Consider the following 19,287-nt stretch of genomic DNA (forward strand, 5'->3'; position numbering starts at 1 on the left):
GCCTTTGAGTCCATAGCACTGGTGTTTTTGAGTGCATAGCATTGATGTTTACATCTTTTATGTTTACATGCCTTAGTGTTATGCCAAAGCTTGAATGAGATCCCCATGACGGCCACAAATCACATGGATACTTCAGTTCAACACGTCGACATCGCAATTGTAGGCGGTGCGATGGCGGGGGCGACCCTAGCGTTAGCTCTCGCGCGTCTTTCTCTATCCGCAGCTCGGCCACTTTCTATCGCCTTAATCGAAGCGCACCTTCCCGATAAGCAACACCCCGGGTTCGATGCCCGCTCTATTGCTATCGCCCACGGTTCTATTTTCGAATTATCCCGTTTAGGTTTATGGCAAAAGCTCGCCCATTTGGGCACGGCGATTGAAAATATCCATGTGTCGGATCGCGGCCACTTTGGCATGACAGAACTCAATGCGGCGCAGTTTCATTTAGATGCCCTAGGCCAAGTGGTTGAGCTTGAACGGGTTGGCCAAGTGCTGTTTAACGAGTTGAATAAGAGTAATGTCAAACTCTATTGCCCCGCTAAGCTTGCCCAAGTAGAACCCGCCGTTGAAGGTCACACCTTAGTGCTCGATACGGGCGAGCGAATTCAAGCCAAACTTGTGGTTGCCGCAGATGGTTTGCAATCCAAAGTGCGCAGCAGTTTTAATTTGCCCGTGACTCAAGTGGCCTTCGAACAAACGGCCATTATTGCCAATATTCAAACTGCCGATTTGCCAACCAATAGGCCTCACAAACATTGGGCCTATGAGCGCTTTACCCAAACAGGTCCCTTAGCGTTGTTGCCTATGGCCGATATTCAAGGTCAACCTCGCTTTTCTCTCGTGTGGGCGCTCGATGATGCGCGGGCTAAACAGATGCAAGACGCGCCTAAGGCTGAGTTTTTAGCGGCGCTGCAACAGGCATTTGGTTATCGTGCGGGCACGTTTATCGATGTCAGCGCGCGCCATGCGTATCCGCTTAATTTGTCCTATATGCCAAGGCCAATTCATCACAGATGCGTGTTTATCGGCAATGCGGCGCAGACACTGCATCCGATTGCGGGGCAAGGGTTTAACCTAGGGCTGCGGGATGTGGTGAGTTTGCTCGAGGTGATCCAAACGGCGCTAGCTCAGGGTGACGATATCGGCTCCGCTGCTGTGACCCATGCGTACCTTAATGCCCGCGAGCACGACAGAAACAGCACTATCCGAAATATCGAATTTTTAGTCCGTGGCTTTTCAAACCAATATTGGCCGATGGCGCTGGGTCGTAACGTAGGATTACGGCTCTTGTCTTGGTTTCCGCCACTGAAAACCCCCGTCGCTCAAAAGGCAATGGGCTGGAAATAACTCCGCAATTTACTGGTATCGCAACGCGAAAAGGATGTACCCATGTTAAGTTCACAAGCCTATGACATCGCCATTGTGGGTGGCGGCATGGTGGGACTCGCCACCGCGATTGGATTGGCGCAGGCCGATCTGAATGTCGTCGTTATCGATGCGGGCCACACTGAGGCCGTGAGCGGCGAGCCGCGTTTACGGGTGAGCGCCATCAATAAGGCGAGCCAGCGCTTGTTAGAAAACTTAGGGGCATTGAGTTATTTAGACACTTCCCGCGCCACGCCTTATCAAAAAATGGCGGTGTGGGATAAAGACGGTTTCGGTAAAATTGCCTTTGATGCCAACAGCATCAGCGAAACCAGTCTCGGCGCGATTATCGAAAACGATGCCATTAGCTTTGCCCTCGCCAAACGCGCCAGTGAGTTTGACAATATCACCCATATTCAAAACCAACGCTTAGAACGCATTGCCTTTGGTGAGCGCGAAGCTTGGTTGACCCTTGCCAATGGCGCCGATTCTGAAATAGAAAGTGTCAGTGCTGCACTTGTGATAGCCGCTGATGGCGCCAACTCTTGGGTGCGCGAGCAATGCAAGATCCCGCTGACCTTTTGGGATTATGGCCACCACGCAATCGTCGCAACTATTCGTACCGAAATGCCACACCTTGCCACCGCCCGCCAAGTGTTTTTGCAGGACGGCCCGCTAGCATTTTTACCTCTGTATGAAGACAATCTCTGCTCTATCGTCTGGTCGGTGCCGCCTGAGCGCGCCACTGAATTATTGGCGATGGACAAAGTGCAATTTGAGCGCAACTTAACTGCGGCTTTCGACGGTCGTTTAGGGATTTGCAAGCTGGAAAGCGAGCGCCACGCTTTTCCATTACGGATGCGCTACGCCCGCCATTTTGCCCGTCACCGTTTAGTATTAGCAGGCGATGCTGCCCATACTATTCATCCGCTGGCTGGCCAAGGGGTGAACCTCGGCTTTTTAGATGCGGCCAGCATTATCGAAGTGATCAGCGAATTACAGCAAGCGGGTAAAGATATCGGCGATTATGCGCAGCTGCGTGCACTGGAACGTTGGCGCAAAGCCGATGCAATGGAGATGATCGCGTCGATGGAGGGCTTTAAACGCCTATTCGAAGGTTCAAACCCAGTCAAAAAGGCGATTCGCGATCTGGGATTAAATCTCGTTGATAATGTCGCTGGGCTGAAAACAGTGTTCATACAACAGGCCATGGGTAATAAGTCGGCACTGCCTAAGATGTGCCGTTAGCCTAGGTTGCGCTAATGTGATCAGAATTGCTGACAATATCAGCAATTTGACTGCAAGCTGCGCAAATCTGGCCTTCGCATGTAAAAAAATTACATGTTGAAGATGAGAAAATCTAATGGCAATGGCTTCGGATTAGAAAAATCTCCTGTATACAAATTTGTGACGCAAGGTATAATTTCGCCGCATTTTAGACCCTAGTATCTACACCCTACACTAGGCAGAGACCTGAAAAAGGCCGCAAAAAGGGATAACAATGGCTAACAAAACTATTCTGTTTAACAAGCACTTAGAATCAAACGCTAAGATGGTCGACTTCCACGGTTGGGATATGCCCCTCAACTATGGTTCACAAATCGAAGAACACAACGCTGTGCGTCAAGACGCGGGTATGTTCGACGTATCCCACATGACTGTGGTTGATGTGATAGGTAGCGACGCTGGTGCATTTCTACGTAAGTTGCTGGCGAACGATGTGGCTAGACTTAAAGTGCCAGGTAAAGCCTTATACAGCGGCATGTTAGATGACAATGCCGGTATCATCGACGACCTCATCACTTATTACCTCACTGACACTAACTACCGCGTGGTAGTGAACTCAGCGACCCGCGAAAAAGATCTCGCTTGGATCGCCAAGCAATCCCAAGGTTTTGATGTCACTGTGACTGAGCGTCCTGAGCTGGCGATGATTGCCGTTCAAGGTCCTAACGCAAAAGCGAAAGCCGCTGCCGTGTTCAGTGCCGAGCAAAACGCCGCCATCGAAGGCATGAAACCTTTCTTCGGTAAGCAAGCTGGCTCACTGTTTATTGCGACTACGGGTTACACAGGCGAAGCGGGCTACGAAATTATCGTCCCAGAAGATGAAGCCCAAGCCTTGTGGCAAGCATTGTTAGATCAAGGGGTTAAACCTTGTGGTCTCGGTGCCCGTGACACGCTGCGTCTCGAAGCTGGTATGAATCTTTACGGCTTAGACATGGACGAAACCATCAACCCATTGGCCGCCAACATGGGCTGGACTATTGCATGGGAACCAAGCGACCGTGACTTCATCGGCCGTAAAGCCCTCGAAACACTTCGCGATGCCGGAACCAGCAAACTTGTTGGTCTAGTGATGGAAGAAAAGGGCGTGTTACGCCATGATATGCCAGTATTTTTCACTGACGCAGCCGGTGTAGAGCAACAAGGCGTGATCACCAGCGGGACTTTCTCGCCAACATTGGGCTATTCTATTGCGATGGCACGTGTTCCTAGCTCGATTGGGGATACTGCACAAGTCGAAATGCGTAAAAAACGTGTGGCTGTTAGAGTAGTGGCGCCAAACTTTGTGCGCAACGGTAAACAAGCATTTTAAAAAAACGGAACAAGGAACAAGAACAATGAGCAATATTCCGACAGAACTGAAATACGCCTCTTCACACGAATGGATCCGCAAGGAAGAAGACGGTAGCTACACAGTAGGTATCACTGAGCACGCCCAAGAGCTGTTAGGTGACATGGTTTTCGTTGAACTCCCAGAAGTTGGCGACACTGTGACTGCGGGTGAAGACTGTGCTGTAGCTGAATCAGTAAAAGCGGCGTCTGACATTTATGCCCCCATTTCTGGCGAAGTGATTGCCGTGAACGAAGCGCTGGAAGATTCGCCAGAACTCGTTAACAGCAGTGCTTACGGCGAAGGCTGGTTCTTCCGCGTAATGCCTTCTGACGAATCAGAAGTCGACGCTCTGCTGGATGCTGAAGGCTACCAAGCTGTTATCGACGAAGAATAATCGTCGACGCTAACGAAGCCCTAAGGGGCTTCGTTTGTTTTAGCGCAAGATTGACATAACAACAGTCCGTTAATCAGTACCCTACAGTTCTGAATTTCGGCAAATCTGGAACAAGGTTTATCATGACCAAGCAAACCCTCACTCAGTTAGAACAGCACGATTTATTCCTACGTCGTCATATCGGCCCAGATAGCAGCCAACAGCAAGCCATGCTGAACTATGTTGGTGCTGAGTCTCTGGACGATCTGACCGCGCAAATTGTGCCTGAGTCGATCCGTTTAAGCCAAGATCTGAGCATTGGTGATTCCTGCGGCGAAGCCGAAGGCATTGCTTACATTCATGGTTTAGCGGACCAAAACCAAGTATTTAAGAGCTACATAGGTATGGGTTACTACGGCACTCAAGTGCCAAACGTGATCCTGCGTAACGTATTTGAAAACCCAGGTTGGTACACGGCATACACGCCATATCAGCCAGAAATCGCCCAAGGCCGTTTAGAAGCCATTCTAAACTTCCAACAAGTGTCGATGGACTTAACGGGTTTAGATTTGGCTTCTGCTTCTTTGTTAGATGAAGCAACCGCTGCTGCCGAAGCGATGGCGCTGGCAAAACGTGTTTCTAAAGCAAAAAAAGCCAATATCTTCTTCGTTGCCGATGATGTGTTCCCGCAAACCTTAGACGTAGTGAAAACTCGCGCTGAGTGTTTTGGTTTTGAAGTGGTAGTTGGCCCTGCAAGCGAAGCCGTTAACTACGAGCTGTTTGGTGCTTTGTTCCAATATACTAACCGTTTCGGTCAAATCACCGACTTCACCGAATTATTCGCAACCCTGCGTGCGAAGAATGTGATTGTGACTGTTGCAGCCGACATTATGTCTTTGGTATTACTGAAATCACCGGGCTCTATGGGCGCCGATGTGGTATTTGGTAGTGCACAGCGTTTTGGCGTGCCAATGGGCTTTGGTGGTCCACACGCGGCTTTCTTCGTTGCCCGTGACGAACACAAACGTTCTATGCCTGGCCGTATCATTGGTGTGTCAAAAGACGCCCGTGGTAACCGCGCACTGCGTATGGCGATGCAAACTCGCGAACAACATATCCGTCGCGAAAAAGCCAACTCAAACATTTGTACTGCACAAATTTTATTAGCGAACATGGCGTCTTTCTACGCCGTATTCCACGGCCCAGATGGCCTGAAAACCATCGCATCACGCATTAACCGTTTCGCCGATATTTTAGCGGCTGGTTTACAAGCGAAGGGCGTGAGCTTAGTCAACAGCACTTGGTTTGATACTATCAGCATCAAAGGCTTAGATGTTGCTGCTGTTAATGCACGCGCACTGGCTGCTGAAATGAACCTACGTTTCGATGCCGACGGCATTGTGGGCGTAAGCTTAGATGAAACCACATTGCGCACAGATATCGAAGCCCTGTTTGATGTGATTTTAGGTGCTGGACATGGTTTAGATGTTGCCGCATTAGATGCGCAAATCGTGAGCCAAGGTAGCCAATCGATTCCGGCTGCACTCGTGCGCCAAGATGCGATTTTAAGCCACCCAACGTTCAATCGCTATCAAAGCGAAACCGAGATGATGCGTTATATCAAACGTCTCGAAAGCAAAGACTTAGCACTTAACTACTCGATGATTTCACTGGGCTCATGCACCATGAAGTTAAACGCAGCGGTTGAAATGCTCCCTGTGAGCTGGCCAGAATTTGCCAACATGCACCCATTCAGCCCACTGGATCAAGCCAAAGGTTACACCCAGTTGATTGAAGAGCTGTCGACTTGGTTAGTGAACATCACAGGCTACGACGCTGTGTGTATCCAGCCAAACTCAGGCGCTCAAGGTGAATACGCTGGCTTGTTAGCCATCAAGAAATACCATGAGTCACGCGGCGATGCGCACAGAAACATCTGTTTGATCCCGCAATCTGCCCACGGTACTAACCCTGCATCGGCACAATTAGCCGGTATGCAAGTGGTAGTTACTGCCTGTGATAAGCAAGGTAACGTCGATTTAGAAGATCTGAAGACTAAAGCTGCCGAAGTGGCTGAAAACCTGTCTTGCATCATGATCACTTACCCATCGACCCACGGTGTGTATGAAGAATCTATCCGCGAAATCTGCAACATAGTGCATCAGCACGGCGGTCAAGTGTACTTAGACGGCGCTAACATGAACGCTCAGGTCGGTTTAACGTCTCCTGGCTTTATCGGTGCCGACGTATCACACCTTAACCTGCACAAAACCTTCGCGATTCCACACGGCGGTGGTGGTCCAGGTATGGGCCCAATCGGCGTGAAATCACACTTAGCTCCATTTGTTGCGGGTCACGTTGTGGTGAAACCGGGCCGCGTGAGCGACAACAACGGCGCCGTATCAGCAGCACCTTACGGTAGCGCGGGCATTCTGCCGATCAGCTGGATGTACATTAAGCTGCTTGGTTCAAAGGGCCTGAAAAAGTCGACCCAAACTGCGCTGCTAAACGCTAACTACGTGATGAAGAAGCTGTCTGAACACTACCCAGTATTGTTCCGTGGCCGTAACGATCGCGTGGCGCACGAATGTATTATCGACCTACGTCCACTGAAAGAAGCGTCAGGCGTGACCGAAATGGATATCGCTAAGCGTTTGAATGACTACGGTTTCCACGCACCAACCATGAGCTTCCCTGTTGCGGGAACCCTGATGATTGAGCCGACGGAATCTGAATCTAAGGTGGAACTCGATCGTTTCATCGACGCTATGGTGTCAATCCGCGCTGAAATCGCCAAAGTGGAATCGGGCGAATGGCCAGCAGACAACAACCCGCTGCACAACGCACCGCACACTATGGCCGATATCATGGACCCAGAGTTCGATACGCGTCCATACAGCCGCGAAGTGGCCGTGTTCCCAAGTGCAGCAGTGCGCACTAACAAGTTCTGGCCAACCGTGAATCGTATTGATGATGTTTACGGCGACCGTAACCTAATGTGTTCGTGTGCACCATTATCAGACTACGAGTAATTAATAATGGCTACTTGGCCTAGATAATTCGGCGTCAGCCAACACTTTTCGCTACTCATTGACACCAGTCAACTCCGTGGCGAAAAGCATCGGCTTCCTTGCCTTATCGTCGGCAGTAACGCCATTATCATTCTTCGGCTTCAGCGAATTTGAAGCATGAAAAAGCGAACCGATTGGTTCGCTTTTTTATTGCCTGCCGTAGTTTTTTGCATGCTATTGATGTTCTTATATTAGCCATACCAGTGACATTAGCGTCCTTGTAGGAACCAAGGTCACTGGTGCAACAATGCCTCTTCTGGTGTAACGGTTTAGTACAGAGTTATGCTTGTTCTGACATTTCCCAAATACGAGACGCTGGCTGATAAAACGGAGGTGTTACAGGCTTGCCAATAAGCTATTAACAAGCTCGAAACCATACACCTCCATTGGGGTATAGTTATTATACTCAGAGACAGGGATTCGTTTAATTTCTTCCTCTCCCTTATATAGTCCTCCTGCGTAATTAAAGATCCTTAACTCGTCTTTATCTTCGGTCAGGTCTGCATGTCCAATTATCTCCCAAGAACCATTTTTTACATTTTGATTCCCAGTAAATATAACTTTTATCTCTTTCCCCATATCCATGATAGGAAGAGGGCGAAGTACATTATCACTTTTAAAAACTTTATTATCCTGTACAAATAGGACGCAGAAACCTATGACTTGCTTAAACTTCCCTTTTGGGGCAAAAACAATTTGGCAGATGGCAAATTTACCCTCTGTAGGAATAATAAAAATATCACCTTCTTGATATCTAATTTTCACAATCTTTTACCTCTTAGAATAGAAAGAGCATCATCCAATATCTTATCACCCCAATCACAACTTTCTACTTTAGTTAAATTGTCCACCCATTATAAATCCCAATAGTGGTGTGGAATCATACCCCCACTTTAAATCGTTATTCAGGTCTAACGTTTGATGAAAAGCGAACCCTTAGCGTTTCGCTTTTTTATTGCCTGCAATTTGGGGTTTAGTTATGTTTACCTAAATGGGTTTCAGAAGAATTGTTTCTGCTGAATTGAGTGGTGCGAAGTTACTTTTGCATGGCTTTTGGCAACTGTACTTCCCAATTGCCTGCCGCAGGCTCTCGCACTGTTACACCAGTGACTCGCTGTAAATACATCCCTGTAAGCTCTGCTAAAACATCCATGTTTTAGAAGGTCACTGGTGCAACAATGCTGTATTTGGTGCAACTTTTGACTAATGTGTAATTTTTAGCTCAGATTTCCATATCAATAAGTTAGGCCAATTACAGACAAAATAGCATTACAAATACTTCATTCTTCTGTTATTGAATGCTGGCATCGTGCCTTCGAGAACATCAACGACTTTACTATTGATTGCGCTACATTCTATTGCACCTGAAGTATATTTGATTTTATGGCCATTTGTTCGGTCGAACTCACTATGAATAATCTGCTCAGCATCACAGACAACAGCAAGGTTAGGGTTATGCGTGACCATTATAATTTGTCTTTTTTGTTTAGCTTCAGTCAATACAGGGACAAGCAAGCTAACAATTGTTTCATTGTCTAAATTTTCTTCGGGTTGATCTAAGATAATAGGTGTGTCACCTTTATCAACAAGTAGATAGAAAATTAAAAGTAATGCTCCTCTCTGTCCTGGTGATAACTGCTCTATTTGTGCATCTTGAAACATTAAAGTATATCGAGGTTCAATGTATTCTAAGCCATAAATTAGGTCATAAACTTCATCAGCAGTCCGATCTTTTCTTAGCAATGAAGATATTCCAACTTGATTTTTTGATGCAATCTCTAACTTTTTATGTAATTCTTCAGTGAAACTTAGCATAGATTCAACATCATTCAGATCATGCTTATCCATTAAATCTTTTATGACAGATATACTTTCTAGCTCACCTCTAAACTCTCCTGATGCTTGCTTTACTAAAGAGAATAATTTGTTTGATATGAGGTCGCTAGTTGTACTTAGCTCAGCTCGAAATTGTAATTTATATTCATTACGTATAAGGGCATTACTTTGAATTAGGGATTGAACCGGAGAAAAAAGTGCTTCTCGGTAAGCTTTTTGCTCTTCGAGGGCGCTAAAGATCTGACGAGTCAAATCTAGTCTCTGTTCATGCAAAATTTTTCGTTGATTAGGTAGTTGTTCCAATTGAATTTTTCTATGTCTTAGCCCCTCAAGAGTATCAGGATCTTCATTTGTTCCTAGCAGTGCGCTTTTCTTTTCATTCCAAGATTTAAGTTGATCTTGATATTGCTGAAAAGCTTGTTGCGGAGCATTCAATTGAGCACTTAATGGAACTTTTCTTTCTATCAGTTCCAGTTTTTCAGTGTTCAGTCTAAGCTGGGCTTCTTTTAGTTCACTGTCCCTATTGATATTTTGAATTTCAATAGAAGTAATTGGTTTTTCATCTACTTCTATTTTTACTAGCTGATCAATTTGTAAGCCAAGAGTTGTTGCGTCAGATAAATAATCAGAGTGAAATTGGTCAATTGCTCGTTTTAAAATTTCAAAACCTGTTTTTATATTCTTACATGCTTTGTTTTTAACTGCTAAATTGGTCAATTCAATTTTATTTAATTCATGTTTATTATTTATTTCTTCCAGTTCTTGATTGATAGCAGCAAGTTGATTAGATACTTGTTGTTGTTCTGGACTAAGATCTGTATTTGGTTCTGGCACATCTTCAGGTTTAGTGTTGGCTAACTCATCTAGCAGTCTTTGCTTTTCAGATAATAGTTCTTCTAATGTTTTCCGTACTTCATCGGTTAACTGATTTTCTATGAATGCAGTTTGCTCATTTATTTTGTGCAGTTGACTACGACAACTTTCAATTTGGCTGCGTAATGAACTTTCTTGCTGCTCTATTAATTGCTCAAAATCGAAGGCACCCAATCTTATTGAGTCATCAGCATGTGAGAAAATAACAGCTCTAAGCTCATTTTCGAATGCGTCGGATTGACCTGAAACATGTGCATTACAAAGTTCTTCAAAATGGCCTTGAGGAATATACTTTACTAGTTCTACATTTTCTGTAGCAGGATTTTCATTTAGGTTTTTAGCCAGTTCTTTTGTATCCCCCCATGTTACTTTTGCATTGAAGTGGATTGCTGGTTCGCCAGTTTTCCCTCTAAATCTGTTTGCTTTTAAGAAGGAAAAATGATGGCTTTGTTTGGAGTTACCTAGTAATGCGACAATATCTGCCAAAGCACTTTTTCCACTCCCTTTGTTACCAATAATGGCGACTAAGTCATGGTTTAATTGAAGCTTTGTTTTATCAAGCCAAGAGTCTGCAAATGTTGAGTTTTCAGTTTTATTCACTTCTAAAGTTTCGATAAAACGACTTCGATTTTCATTTACTAGCTGTATCTTCGATGGTGTTTTTCCTATAAACGAACGCTTTGCAGGTTCTTTTATAGCTTGTTTAAGTCCTTCGAATGTTGGATTTGCTTTGATCCAAGTAGCTTTTTCAGAGGGATAGTCACCATATCCTCTGCAATCGTTATTACCTTTGACACCTACAAATCTATGAGCATCACTACCTGAAACTGCAAGTCTAGGTATATTACTTAAAGCAGCTTGAAAATTACTGAACCAACGTGAGTTTGTCTCTGTTTCGATACCAGTAAATGCAGCCCATAGATCAGGATTTCTAGTCTCGAATATTGGCGATGAATCGAACAGACCAAGAACGTAGGAATAATGTTCTTTCCACTTTACTTCAGCTAAACCATCGCTAGTATCAAATGGCATGAAGCCAAGCGCCATTTGATTTGGAACATTTCGTATTGCTTTCTGGTAACTGTCACAGGTGATCTCTGCAATAGTAGAACCCGCTCTAAGAGCGCTCTCATCATTCTGGTCAACATCATTTTTGCTGAATCCTTTTTCTCTTAGTAAATCTGCACCGACATGCCGTGCTAGGAATTTTAATGAGTGATCAGATAGAGGCCGGTTAATAAGCGCAACATTTAGTCCAGTTTTAAAATCCTGTAAATCTTGGTCATCAATTTTATCTGAAAACAAAACATGAGCATTCAAACGCCCTTCCATAGGTGCGACTAATCTCAATTCAATTCCTGGAAAAACGGTTTTTTTTAATTTTGGTGCATCAGGTTGTGCTAGGCGTTTCTTTAAAGCAAACCATCCATCAAAAGTCCAATAGTCCATAATGGCGAATACAGCAGGCTCTGCTTCATTCAAGGTCTTAATCATTTCGTCAATAAGTCGAGTGTTTTCAGGTGAATTGGGATCGGCGTTAAATTTTTGTCCATCCCAGTGAAATGATGCTGGTGAGTGAATATGTAGATCCCATTTACGCCACTCTGAGCCTCGGGGGTATATATTAGCCATTTACACTTCCTTATTATTTTGAAGTTAACGCCTATACCCTACTGGCGAGTATAGAAATATTACTATTCGAGTTGCTTCCATGACCATACACTTATAACTATTTAGATATTCAAGATGAAAGCCTCAGATTAATTTCAATTAATAGTGTTAGAAACATTCCATGGATTTCATTTCCCCGCCTCGCTTTTACTTAGGCATCTTTGGGCGACTTGGTAGATGATGGTGTCGACTTGTTGCTGGGTAAGATCTTGGGTTTTCAGTTTCGGGATAGTGCCGACTAATTGTTTGTGGTTAACGATCGGGAACGGTGGCTTGGTCTGACAGGTGACATACCAGCCGGGGAATACGAGGACTGGGGTTGAAGATACTGGTGCCCCTGTAGCCTTGGTTAACCATTGGCTGACCCACTTGGCTTGGCGTTCTGCTTGTTCGATTGGTTTGGTTTCTGTCCACGAGGGGAAGTTTAATCGCCCGTCTTTGTAAAATACTTGATAACCTTTTTTACCAGAGCCTGGGCCATTTCCATTGGTTTGAAGTAGGTCTTTGTTCCGTTTATGGCGGCCTTTGGTTTCAATGGCGAATACGCCATTTTTGCCTACCACAAGATGGTCGATGTTAAAGCCGTCGGCTTGGATATCGTGAAACACTTGATAACCCAATGCTTGTAAGCCTATGAGCTCATTGGCTGTGGCGATTTCTGCGGTATGGCCGAGGCGTAATTTGATTAGTTTGGAAAAGAGTTTCCAGGTTTTAATGCCGAAGTAAATTACTCCTATTAAACCTGTTAAGGCGAACAACCAAGGGAATTTTCCGACTGTGATATGCGCTTGGATGCTGCTGGCGGCAAATGGAAGGCAAACAATCAATAGTCCCATCATCATGCAGCCGATTAAATCTAATTGCAGATCATGGATTTGCTCTTGTAAGCCATAGGCGGGGATACGGGTCAGTTGCTCACGATCAACGGGCAACTTGACGGTTGCATCGCGATGTTTGAGCAACACATACATCACACCCACTGTGACAAGAAGGCCAGAGAGAAGTATCCCGTAGGATAAAAGAATGCTGCTGAAATCGGTCATTTACGTCCCTGAAGTAATGCGAGTCAATAGTTAACCCGATGACATAACCCGCTAATCAAATGTACTTATTATTTTGGAAAGTGGTGGCAGACTTGTCTGCTTAGAGTTTGGGCGCACATTGCTGATTTGCTTCTTCTTCCCTAAATGGCGTGCTCGATGATTGAGTTCGAGTTTGCCCTGCATTTTCCTTAAGTGGTCACACTTTTTACTTTGTGGTCACACTTTAACCCGCTCTATACGGTTTAATCAATGCGCTTTATCACAATTACAGGCTGGGCCTATGTTTTATGCACTTTAGTTTTCGATTTTTTGAGTTATGCTAAATGCAACATATAAATTCGCGGGCATCTCTATGTATTTTAAAAGTATCCTTGTTTCGTTGCCTTCTGTTTACGCAATTTTGTGTGTGCTTGGTTGTGGTTTTTTCTCGGGCATCATTGTCGCCGCTGAGGTGCAATCGGCTACTTTTTCTAACGTGTTGCGTGCCGATTTTCGGCATCGTCCTCCTGAGATGGTGCTTGATGAGCGAACTAATACTATGACGAGTCCGTTAAAGGATATTCTTGAGGAAGCGGCGGCTAAGGTCGGTTATCGCGTCGAATGGAGCGCTCGTCCTTTTGCACGCAGCATTCATGAGTTGCGGGTAGGCACGGTCGACATTGTACCGCGCACGATACGAGACGAAGAGCGAGAGGCATTTGTACGGTTTCTTGGTCCTATCGGCACTCAGACTCGCGATATTTTGTTTCTCGTAAAAGCCGGCGAGGAAGGACGGATTAAGTCCTATGAGGATTTGTATCAGGTTACTGTAGGGGTTAAACGGGGCACAGTTTATTTTGAGCGTTTTAATACGGATCCCGCGCTACGTAAAATTGAGTCTACCGATGATGAAAACATGGCTCGCATGTTTATCATGGGGCGTTTCGACACTATGGTGGTGCTCGATCGTGCCGCCATTGAGAATGCCTTCAAGCATCTCGGTTACGATCGTTTTAGCTATGCCGATTACCGTCAGTCGAATCGGATCGAACATTATTTTGGTATGTCCCGTAACTCTACCCATGCTGCTATTTTCGATGAACTTAATCGGGCGCTGCTTGATATGGCTGCATCGGGCCGTGTAAAACAGATTTACCAGGCCTATGGTTTAGCCGCAGAAGTAGAATAGGCAAACAAAACGGCCAATATTAATTGGCCGTTGTTATGATCCAGCTCTTTGCGCTAAAGCTTAACGATAAAAGGCTTCAACTGTGCCTTTTACTGTGAGTAAAAGAGGTTGGCCGCGACGGTCTAATAATTCATTATGGATGGCCGTTTATTTTGTCTGCCATTTATTTTTTTTATAAACAAAATGCTTGCTGCGATAGGGATGATTTGTTATTACTGGCGCATGAAAAAAATATACATAAGCGCAATTAATACCACCACTACCACCACGAGAATTCTCGGGGGGTAGTTTTTTGCGTCTTTAAAAAAACCCTCTGAGCGACATCGCCAGAGGGTTTTTTTATACCTTGGTTTTGTATTTCGCTCAGATTTTACTCAGGAGATAATGATGAAAACACATCGCGAAATTGCAGAACAACTTGACCTATTTCACTCTGAACCACAGGCGCCGGGTATGATTTTTTGGCACCCGAATGGCTGGGCGTTATTCCGAGATATTCAAGAACACATGAGGCGCGTGTATCGCCGAAATGGTTTTGAGGAAGTGAACACGCCTGTTTTTATGAAGAAGGAGTTATGGCAAACGTCTGGGCATATGGACATGTTTGCAGAGAACATGTTTTTCGGTGGCGGAAAGGAAAACATGGATGAATATGTTTTAAAACCTATGTCTTGTCCTGCCCATATTTTGCTGTTTAAGCGCGGGGTACATAGCCATAGAGATTTGCCACTGCGACTATTTGAGTTTGGCTTGGTGCACCGTAATGAATCCTCAGGCTCGTTAAATGGTTGCCTGCGCGCACGCCAGTTCACTCAGGATGATGCCCATGTTTTTTGCTGTTGGTCTCAGGCAGAGGAGGAGATACGTGGTTTTCTCCAGCGTGCAAAGCAGGTTTATGGTGATTACGGCTACCATAATTTAGACGTAAAAATATCGACTAAACCTGAGAAGGCATTAGGCAGCGATGAGCAATGGTGCCGAGCACAAAAGCTATTGGATTCAGCTTGCCAGATTGAGGGCTTTGATGCCGAGTATCAAGCTGGCGAAGGGGCTTTTTATGGTCCCAAAATTGAATTGTCACTGACAGATTCTATGGGAAGACGCTGGCAGTGTGGCACTATCCAGTTTGATTTCAATTTGCCTGAAAGATTCGATGTTCAGTACACAAATGAGCAAGGTGAATTCGAACGGCCAGTGATTATGCACCAAGCTATGTATGGCTCTATCGAGCGTTGGTTGGGGATTCTCTTGGAAGTCTCACAGGGTAACCTTCCTGTTTGGTTACATCCTGTACCTGTTGCTATTGCCTCTGTAAATGAGTCAAACAGCCAATTTGTCCGTCAGTTAGCCGCACTATGTTTAGCACGAGACATGCGAGTGTTGGTTGATATCAGTCAAAACTCAGTTGCCCGCAAAATGAAACGCTTTCACAAGCAAAAAGTGCCTTATATCTTAACGGTTGGGGATAAAGAAGAGGCCGAGAAGTGTGTGTCAGTTAAGTGCCGCAAAGACGGTGTGATGACTCATATCCCTCTTGCTGAATTAGCTGACTATCTTGCGGATAAACTAGTGCGCAAACAATAACCTAAGGAAGACTGTGTTTGTTATCTAAGGCTAGCTAGGGTTCCCACGGCTAGCCTTTACTCATTTTATGATCCAGCTCTTTGCGCTAAGGCTTAACGATAAAAGGCTTCAACTGTGCCTTTTACTGTGAGTAGCAGTGGTTGGCCGTGGCGGTCCATGATTTATTGCGGATGACCATTTATTTTTTGTTTAAATTTTTTCAAAGGTAACATTTTTAGGAGGGAAACTATTAGGTAATGATCCTGATCTTATTTTTCTTAACAATAAACCAGTCAATAGAGAGGTTATATTTTCATCAAAATATTCTACATCTGGCGATCTAGATGCGATTATTGCAGTGCCCCATGTCTCACTGTCTTTTAGATCGGAAACAACCCAAAATATGCAATCACCATTATCCGTTACGCCTATTGGTAAAAGGCCATTAATTTCTGGATAGAGGTTATATTTAAAATACTCTGGGTCTTCATTATTAAGGTAATTGAAATCCTCAATGATTGATTTCTTCTGCTCAAAAAAATCAAGGTCATAATTTGTAGTAAATGGATTGAATATCGCAATAAAATCGGCAATTCTTCCTGTGCCATAATGATTAATAAACGCAATGTAATCACTGGGAAAACTAAGACCTTCATCTATAGAAGGCCAAACGTTACCAATCCCAGATTCATTAGGGAAGTTAGGGGGGACTAAAATGCTATTTAATACAGATAGGGTCATGATCTACATTCCACGAGGATTAAGAAGAGTAATGCTTTCAAAGAAACCACCACTACCTTGAGCATTTACTGTTATACCTGCCGGTATTCTGGAAGGACCTTTATATATTGGAGTTACCGAGACATCAACTATTTCTCCTCTCTCTCTAACGCTTTTCTCTAGCGAATCCCCAAATAAACTTAATGATATTCAAATAAGTAGGCATGCATAATGCTATTTGATTTAATCCATTTCGCCAAAAACCGACTAGATAGCTGTTCCGAATAGTCGTTCACTGCACTGGTGCAGTTTCAGCAAGTAGTATTGAATTAGTATCATTTGCTGCTGGGCAAACAAAAACGGCCAATTAGATTGGCCGTTGTTATGATCCAGCTCTTTGCACTAAAGCTTAACGATAAAAGGCTTCAACTGTGCCTTTTACTGTGAGCAAAAGAGGTTGGCCGCGACGGTCTAAGGATTTGCTTGGCACTTTTACCCAACCTTCACTGATACAATATTCTTCGACATCAAAACGCTCTTTGCCGTTGAGCTTAATACCGATATCGTGCTCGAAAATTTCTGCCACATGGTGTGGGCTGCGTGGGTTAACGGAAAGGCGATCCGGTAAAGCAGGTAATGATGTTGTGTCGGTCATGGTCGTGATCTGTCGTTGTCTATAGTGAAAAAGCGTACGCTATTGTAGGCAATCCCAGCGCAACGCTCAAGACTTTAACTGTGACTGATTACGCGCCTTGCGTTACAAGGTTAGGTTGTCCTGTTAGGACACTGCTGTTAGGACACTGTGCCGCAGCTGGAAAAGGCTTTCAGCACTCGGCCGTTTTCTCTGCCCATGACTGAGCGCAAATAAACCTTGGCTAATGTGTCGGCATTGATTGCACTAAAACCGGGAAAATAGTCCTGATAGCTCGCTAACGACTCGCTTAATACCGTTGGGCTGACAATGTTTATCCGCTGCTGCGCAGGTAATTCACCCGCGACGGCGGTAACAAAATGCTCAAGTGCGCCATTGATTGTGGCTGAACTGATGCCATCTTTTACTGGGACATCGGCAATAATGCCACTGGTCAGTGTAAAACTCCCCCCAGCGTTGAGGTATTGGCTACCTATTTGCACTAACTGTATTTGCCCCAATAACTTACTTTGGAGCCCTGTATACCAGTCTGCTTGGGTCATAGCGTTGAAGGGTTTAAACACAACATCACCCATGGCTGAAATCATTGCATCGACTTTACCGATTTTTTCTAGCCCTTGATGGAGTGAATTTTCATCCCGAATGTCTATCAGGACATCCCCCGTTGTTCGCCCTACCTGAATCACTTCATGCTGAGTTGAATGAAATAAGCGGACTATGGCTTGTCCGATTGTGCCTGATGCACCCACTACGACTATTTTCATGACATGCTCCTAAATTGAATACGAATTGAGGATAGTCTGGTTAATTAAATAGAAAAAGCGCATATAATCACCACATTGTTTCGTTAATGGATTTAATTGATGAATCTCACCCATCTGCAGTCATTTATGCTGGTTGCCAAAATGCACAGTTTTAGCGCTGCGTCTGAACAACTCGGGGCTTCTAAAGGTTTAGTATCGCGCCATGTTAAATCCCTTGAAGATGAAATGGGTTGTCAATTACTCCACCGAACCACGCGGCGAGTATCAATGACCGAAGCAGGGCAAGCGTTATATGGTAAAGCCTGCGAAATCGAGAGGCTGGCCAATGAAGCTGGGCGTTTAGTGCAGGATTTAACACAGGACTCCTGTGGCACTTTAAAATTCACCGCTCCAACGGAACTGGGCAAAAAATTGCTGAGTCCTATGCTGCTTCAGTTTATTGCTGAGTATCCTCAAGTGAAACTCGAACTGTGTTTTGAGCAGAATATTCAAGATGTTGAGTTCGGCAAGTTTGATCTCGCCTTAAGAACAAGCATTGCGCACAGCGATAATCTGATCGCCAGATATCTTGGCAGAATTCGCCATGTCTTAGTGGTTGCGCCCACACATCCCGCAGCCGCAGAAGTTCATCACCCTGATGATTTACGCCATTATCGTCTATTGTCTTCGGGCGAAACTCAGTGGGTGTTTGAACCGCTCGCAGGGGACAGTCTCACGCTCACTTTTGAGCCTGCACTGTGTAGTTCAAACTATGCCACTACACATCTGCTTACTTTGAGTGGTACAGGTATCGCTAGCCTGCCTTATTATTTGGTAGAGGAGGATATCGCTCAGCACAAACTCACTTTGCTCGTTCCCCAATGGCAATGCTATCCACATGAGTTGTACATGGTTTATGCCAAGCAGAGCCATTACCCAAAGAAGCTGCGCGATTTACAAAATAAGCTACAAACTTGGTGCGAAACTCACTCAAAATATGTGGGTTAATGAGTCAAAGCGTCATCGCATCAAATCTTATCCGGCAGAGGGCGGAGCTTTTAGAATAAAGTGAGGCAGAGTACACTGCCGCGCATTGAATTTTTGTATTTGAATGTAAAGTCGAGCAGGCTTTTCCCATGCAGGCATAAAAGAGCGGCGATGAACCAAGCGTTATGAACGACGACATTAGTATCTCGCTGCCCTCGCTGATTCATCGAATTGGGCGGGAGGCGGTTAAACAAGCTCAAGCGATTGCAACCCAATATGATTGCGAGCTTAAGCGTGTGCGGCGTTCGAGGAATTGGTGCATTGTTGGCGCGGCGATCAAGATCCAATCCTGCACCGCTCGTTTACAAGCCGAGCAGTTACAGGCACAGCAGTTAACGGCCAAAGATGACCAGTTTGGTTATCTTATCAAAAAGTTGGAGTCAGCCTTGCTGCAACATGTGGATAAGCTAGAGCCCTTAGACGCTAAGCTGATTCGGCTTATCACAGACAATCCTGCGATTACCTTAGGTGAGTTGATGCAATTGACTCAATGCACAGTAACAGAGGCCAGATTGGCACGTTTTCAAGCTGACTCTTGGTAGTTT

The 19,287-nt window shown here is 45.0% G+C and carries 15 protein-coding genes and 1 pseudogene; 9 read left to right on the top strand and 7 right to left on the bottom strand.

Annotated elements, in window-relative coordinates:
* Positions 1-105: 105 nt before the first annotated feature.
* The 5 genes from ubiH to gcvP all read left to right on the top strand — a co-directional run bounded on the left by ubiH (position 106) and on the right by gcvP (position 7,387).
* Positions 106-1,347, top strand: a complete 1,242-nt coding sequence (gene ubiH / locus AAA952_RS03090; protein ID WP_173496723.1) for a 2-octaprenyl-6-methoxyphenyl hydroxylase — start codon at positions 106-108, stop codon at positions 1,345-1,347.
* A 42-nt stretch (positions 1,348-1,389) separates the two neighbouring features.
* Entirely contained in the window at positions 1,390-2,613 is a 1,224-nt protein-coding gene (locus AAA952_RS03095) for an FAD-dependent monooxygenase (protein ID WP_338254291.1), read from the top strand.
* Positions 2,614-2,866: 253 nt separating this feature from the next.
* A complete protein-coding gene (gene gcvT, locus AAA952_RS03100; protein WP_338254294.1) occupies positions 2,867-3,961 on the top strand; it encodes a glycine cleavage system aminomethyltransferase GcvT in 1,095 nt (364 codons plus the stop codon).
* 25 nt (positions 3,962-3,986) lie between these two features.
* On the top strand, positions 3,987-4,376 hold the full coding sequence (gene gcvH / locus AAA952_RS03105; RefSeq protein ID WP_011845766.1) for a glycine cleavage system protein GcvH: 390 nt from the start codon (positions 3,987-3,989) through the stop codon (positions 4,374-4,376).
* A gap of 122 nt (positions 4,377-4,498) precedes the next feature.
* Positions 4,499-7,387: an aminomethyl-transferring glycine dehydrogenase gene (gene gcvP / locus AAA952_RS03110; protein ID WP_338254300.1), complete on the top strand. Its 2,889-nt coding sequence runs from the start codon at positions 4,499-4,501 to the stop codon at positions 7,385-7,387.
* Between the two features lie 375 nt (positions 7,388-7,762).
* Here gcvP and AAA952_RS03115 read toward each other — a convergent pair whose 3' ends face one another.
* From AAA952_RS03115 to AAA952_RS03125, 3 genes are all read right to left on the bottom strand, one after another.
* The gene (locus tag AAA952_RS03115; RefSeq protein ID WP_338254303.1) at positions 7,763-8,191 is read right to left on the bottom strand and encodes an Imm26 family immunity protein; all 429 of its coding nucleotides are present in this window, start codon (positions 8,189-8,191) and stop codon (positions 7,763-7,765) included.
* 504 nt (positions 8,192-8,695) lie between these two features.
* Entirely contained in the window at positions 8,696-11,767 is a 3,072-nt protein-coding gene (locus AAA952_RS03120; protein WP_338254305.1) for a TrlF family AAA-like ATPase, read from the bottom strand.
* A gap of 167 nt (positions 11,768-11,934) precedes the next feature.
* Positions 11,935-12,849: a nuclease-related domain-containing protein gene (locus AAA952_RS03125; RefSeq protein WP_338254307.1), complete on the bottom strand. Its 915-nt coding sequence runs from the start codon at positions 12,847-12,849 to the stop codon at positions 11,935-11,937.
* 352 nt (positions 12,850-13,201) lie between these two features.
* Here AAA952_RS03125 and AAA952_RS03130 point away from each other — a divergent pair, with 352 nt between their 5' ends.
* Positions 13,202-14,017: a substrate-binding periplasmic protein gene (locus AAA952_RS03130; protein WP_338254309.1), complete on the top strand. Its 816-nt coding sequence runs from the start codon at positions 13,202-13,204 to the stop codon at positions 14,015-14,017.
* A gap of 60 nt (positions 14,018-14,077) precedes the next feature.
* On the opposite strand, the pseudogene AAA952_RS03135 reads toward AAA952_RS03130, so the two are convergent.
* A pseudogene (locus tag AAA952_RS03135) lies at positions 14,078-14,146 on the bottom strand (DUF3297 family protein); the annotation flags it as partial.
* 255 nt (positions 14,147-14,401) lie between these two features.
* Here AAA952_RS03135 and thrS point away from each other — a divergent pair.
* Complete coding sequence (thrS, locus tag AAA952_RS03140; RefSeq protein WP_338254311.1) at positions 14,402-15,601, top strand: threonine--tRNA ligase; 1,200 nt, start codon at positions 14,402-14,404, stop codon at positions 15,599-15,601.
* A gap of 189 nt (positions 15,602-15,790) precedes the next feature.
* Here the strand turns inward: thrS and AAA952_RS03145 are convergent, their stop codons facing one another.
* The 3 genes from AAA952_RS03145 to AAA952_RS03155 form a co-directional block, all read right to left on the bottom strand.
* Positions 15,791-16,321 (bottom strand): SMI1/KNR4 family protein, encoded by a 531-nt coding sequence (locus AAA952_RS03145; protein ID WP_338254313.1) that lies wholly within the window; start codon positions 16,319-16,321, stop codon positions 15,791-15,793.
* A gap of 388 nt (positions 16,322-16,709) precedes the next feature.
* Positions 16,710-16,955: a DUF3297 family protein gene (locus tag AAA952_RS03150; RefSeq protein ID WP_006080205.1), complete on the bottom strand. Its 246-nt coding sequence runs from the start codon at positions 16,953-16,955 to the stop codon at positions 16,710-16,712.
* A 137-nt stretch (positions 16,956-17,092) separates the two neighbouring features.
* On the bottom strand, positions 17,093-17,716 hold the full coding sequence (locus tag AAA952_RS03155; RefSeq protein ID WP_338254322.1) for a short chain dehydrogenase: 624 nt from the start codon (positions 17,714-17,716) through the stop codon (positions 17,093-17,095).
* 99 nt (positions 17,717-17,815) lie between these two features.
* Between AAA952_RS03155 and AAA952_RS03160 the strand changes: the two genes are divergently transcribed.
* The gene (locus tag AAA952_RS03160) at positions 17,816-18,703 is read left to right on the top strand and encodes a LysR family transcriptional regulator (protein WP_338254324.1); all 888 of its coding nucleotides are present in this window, start codon (positions 17,816-17,818) and stop codon (positions 18,701-18,703) included.
* 164 nt (positions 18,704-18,867) lie between these two features.
* A complete protein-coding gene (locus AAA952_RS03165) occupies positions 18,868-19,284 on the top strand; it encodes a ribosome recycling factor family protein (protein ID WP_286991713.1) in 417 nt (138 codons plus the stop codon).
* The last annotated feature ends 3 nt before the right edge of the window (positions 19,285-19,287 follow it).

It is taken from the genome of Shewanella sp. M-Br (genome assembly GCF_036245925.1).
GTDB classification, from domain to species: Bacteria; Pseudomonadota; Gammaproteobacteria; order Enterobacterales; family Shewanellaceae; genus Shewanella; species Shewanella oncorhynchi.

Coding starts and splice junctions, on each gene's coding strand:
- gcvH (WP_011845766.1), top strand. CDS start 3,987: ATGAGCAATATTCCGACAGAACTGAAATACGCCTCTTCACACGAATGG.
- gcvP (WP_338254300.1), top strand. CDS start 4,499: ATGACCAAGCAAACCCTCACTCAGTTAGAACAGCACGATTTATTCCTA.
- AAA952_RS03125 (WP_338254307.1), bottom strand. CDS start 12,849: ATGACCGATTTCAGCAGCATTCTTTTATCCTACGGGATACTTCTCTCT.
- thrS (WP_338254311.1), top strand. CDS start 14,402: ATGATGAAAACACATCGCGAAATTGCAGAACAACTTGACCTATTTCAC.
- AAA952_RS03130 (WP_338254309.1), top strand. CDS start 13,202: ATGTATTTTAAAAGTATCCTTGTTTCGTTGCCTTCTGTTTACGCAATT.
- AAA952_RS03150 (WP_006080205.1), bottom strand. CDS start 16,955: ATGACCGACACAACATCATTACCTGCTTTACCGGATCGCCTTTCCGTT.
- AAA952_RS03120 (WP_338254305.1), bottom strand. CDS start 11,767: ATGGCTAATATATACCCCCGAGGCTCAGAGTGGCGTAAATGGGATCTA.
- AAA952_RS03165 (WP_286991713.1), top strand. CDS start 18,868: ATGAACGACGACATTAGTATCTCGCTGCCCTCGCTGATTCATCGAATT.
- AAA952_RS03160 (WP_338254324.1), top strand. CDS start 17,816: ATGAATCTCACCCATCTGCAGTCATTTATGCTGGTTGCCAAAATGCAC.
- AAA952_RS03095 (WP_338254291.1), top strand. CDS start 1,390: ATGTTAAGTTCACAAGCCTATGACATCGCCATTGTGGGTGGCGGCATG.
- AAA952_RS03145 (WP_338254313.1), bottom strand. CDS start 16,321: ATGACCCTATCTGTATTAAATAGCATTTTAGTCCCCCCTAACTTCCCT.
- AAA952_RS03155 (WP_338254322.1), bottom strand. CDS start 17,716: ATGAAAATAGTCGTAGTGGGTGCATCAGGCACAATCGGACAAGCCATA.
- gcvT (WP_338254294.1), top strand. CDS start 2,867: ATGGCTAACAAAACTATTCTGTTTAACAAGCACTTAGAATCAAACGCT.
- ubiH (WP_173496723.1), top strand. CDS start 106: ATGACGGCCACAAATCACATGGATACTTCAGTTCAACACGTCGACATC.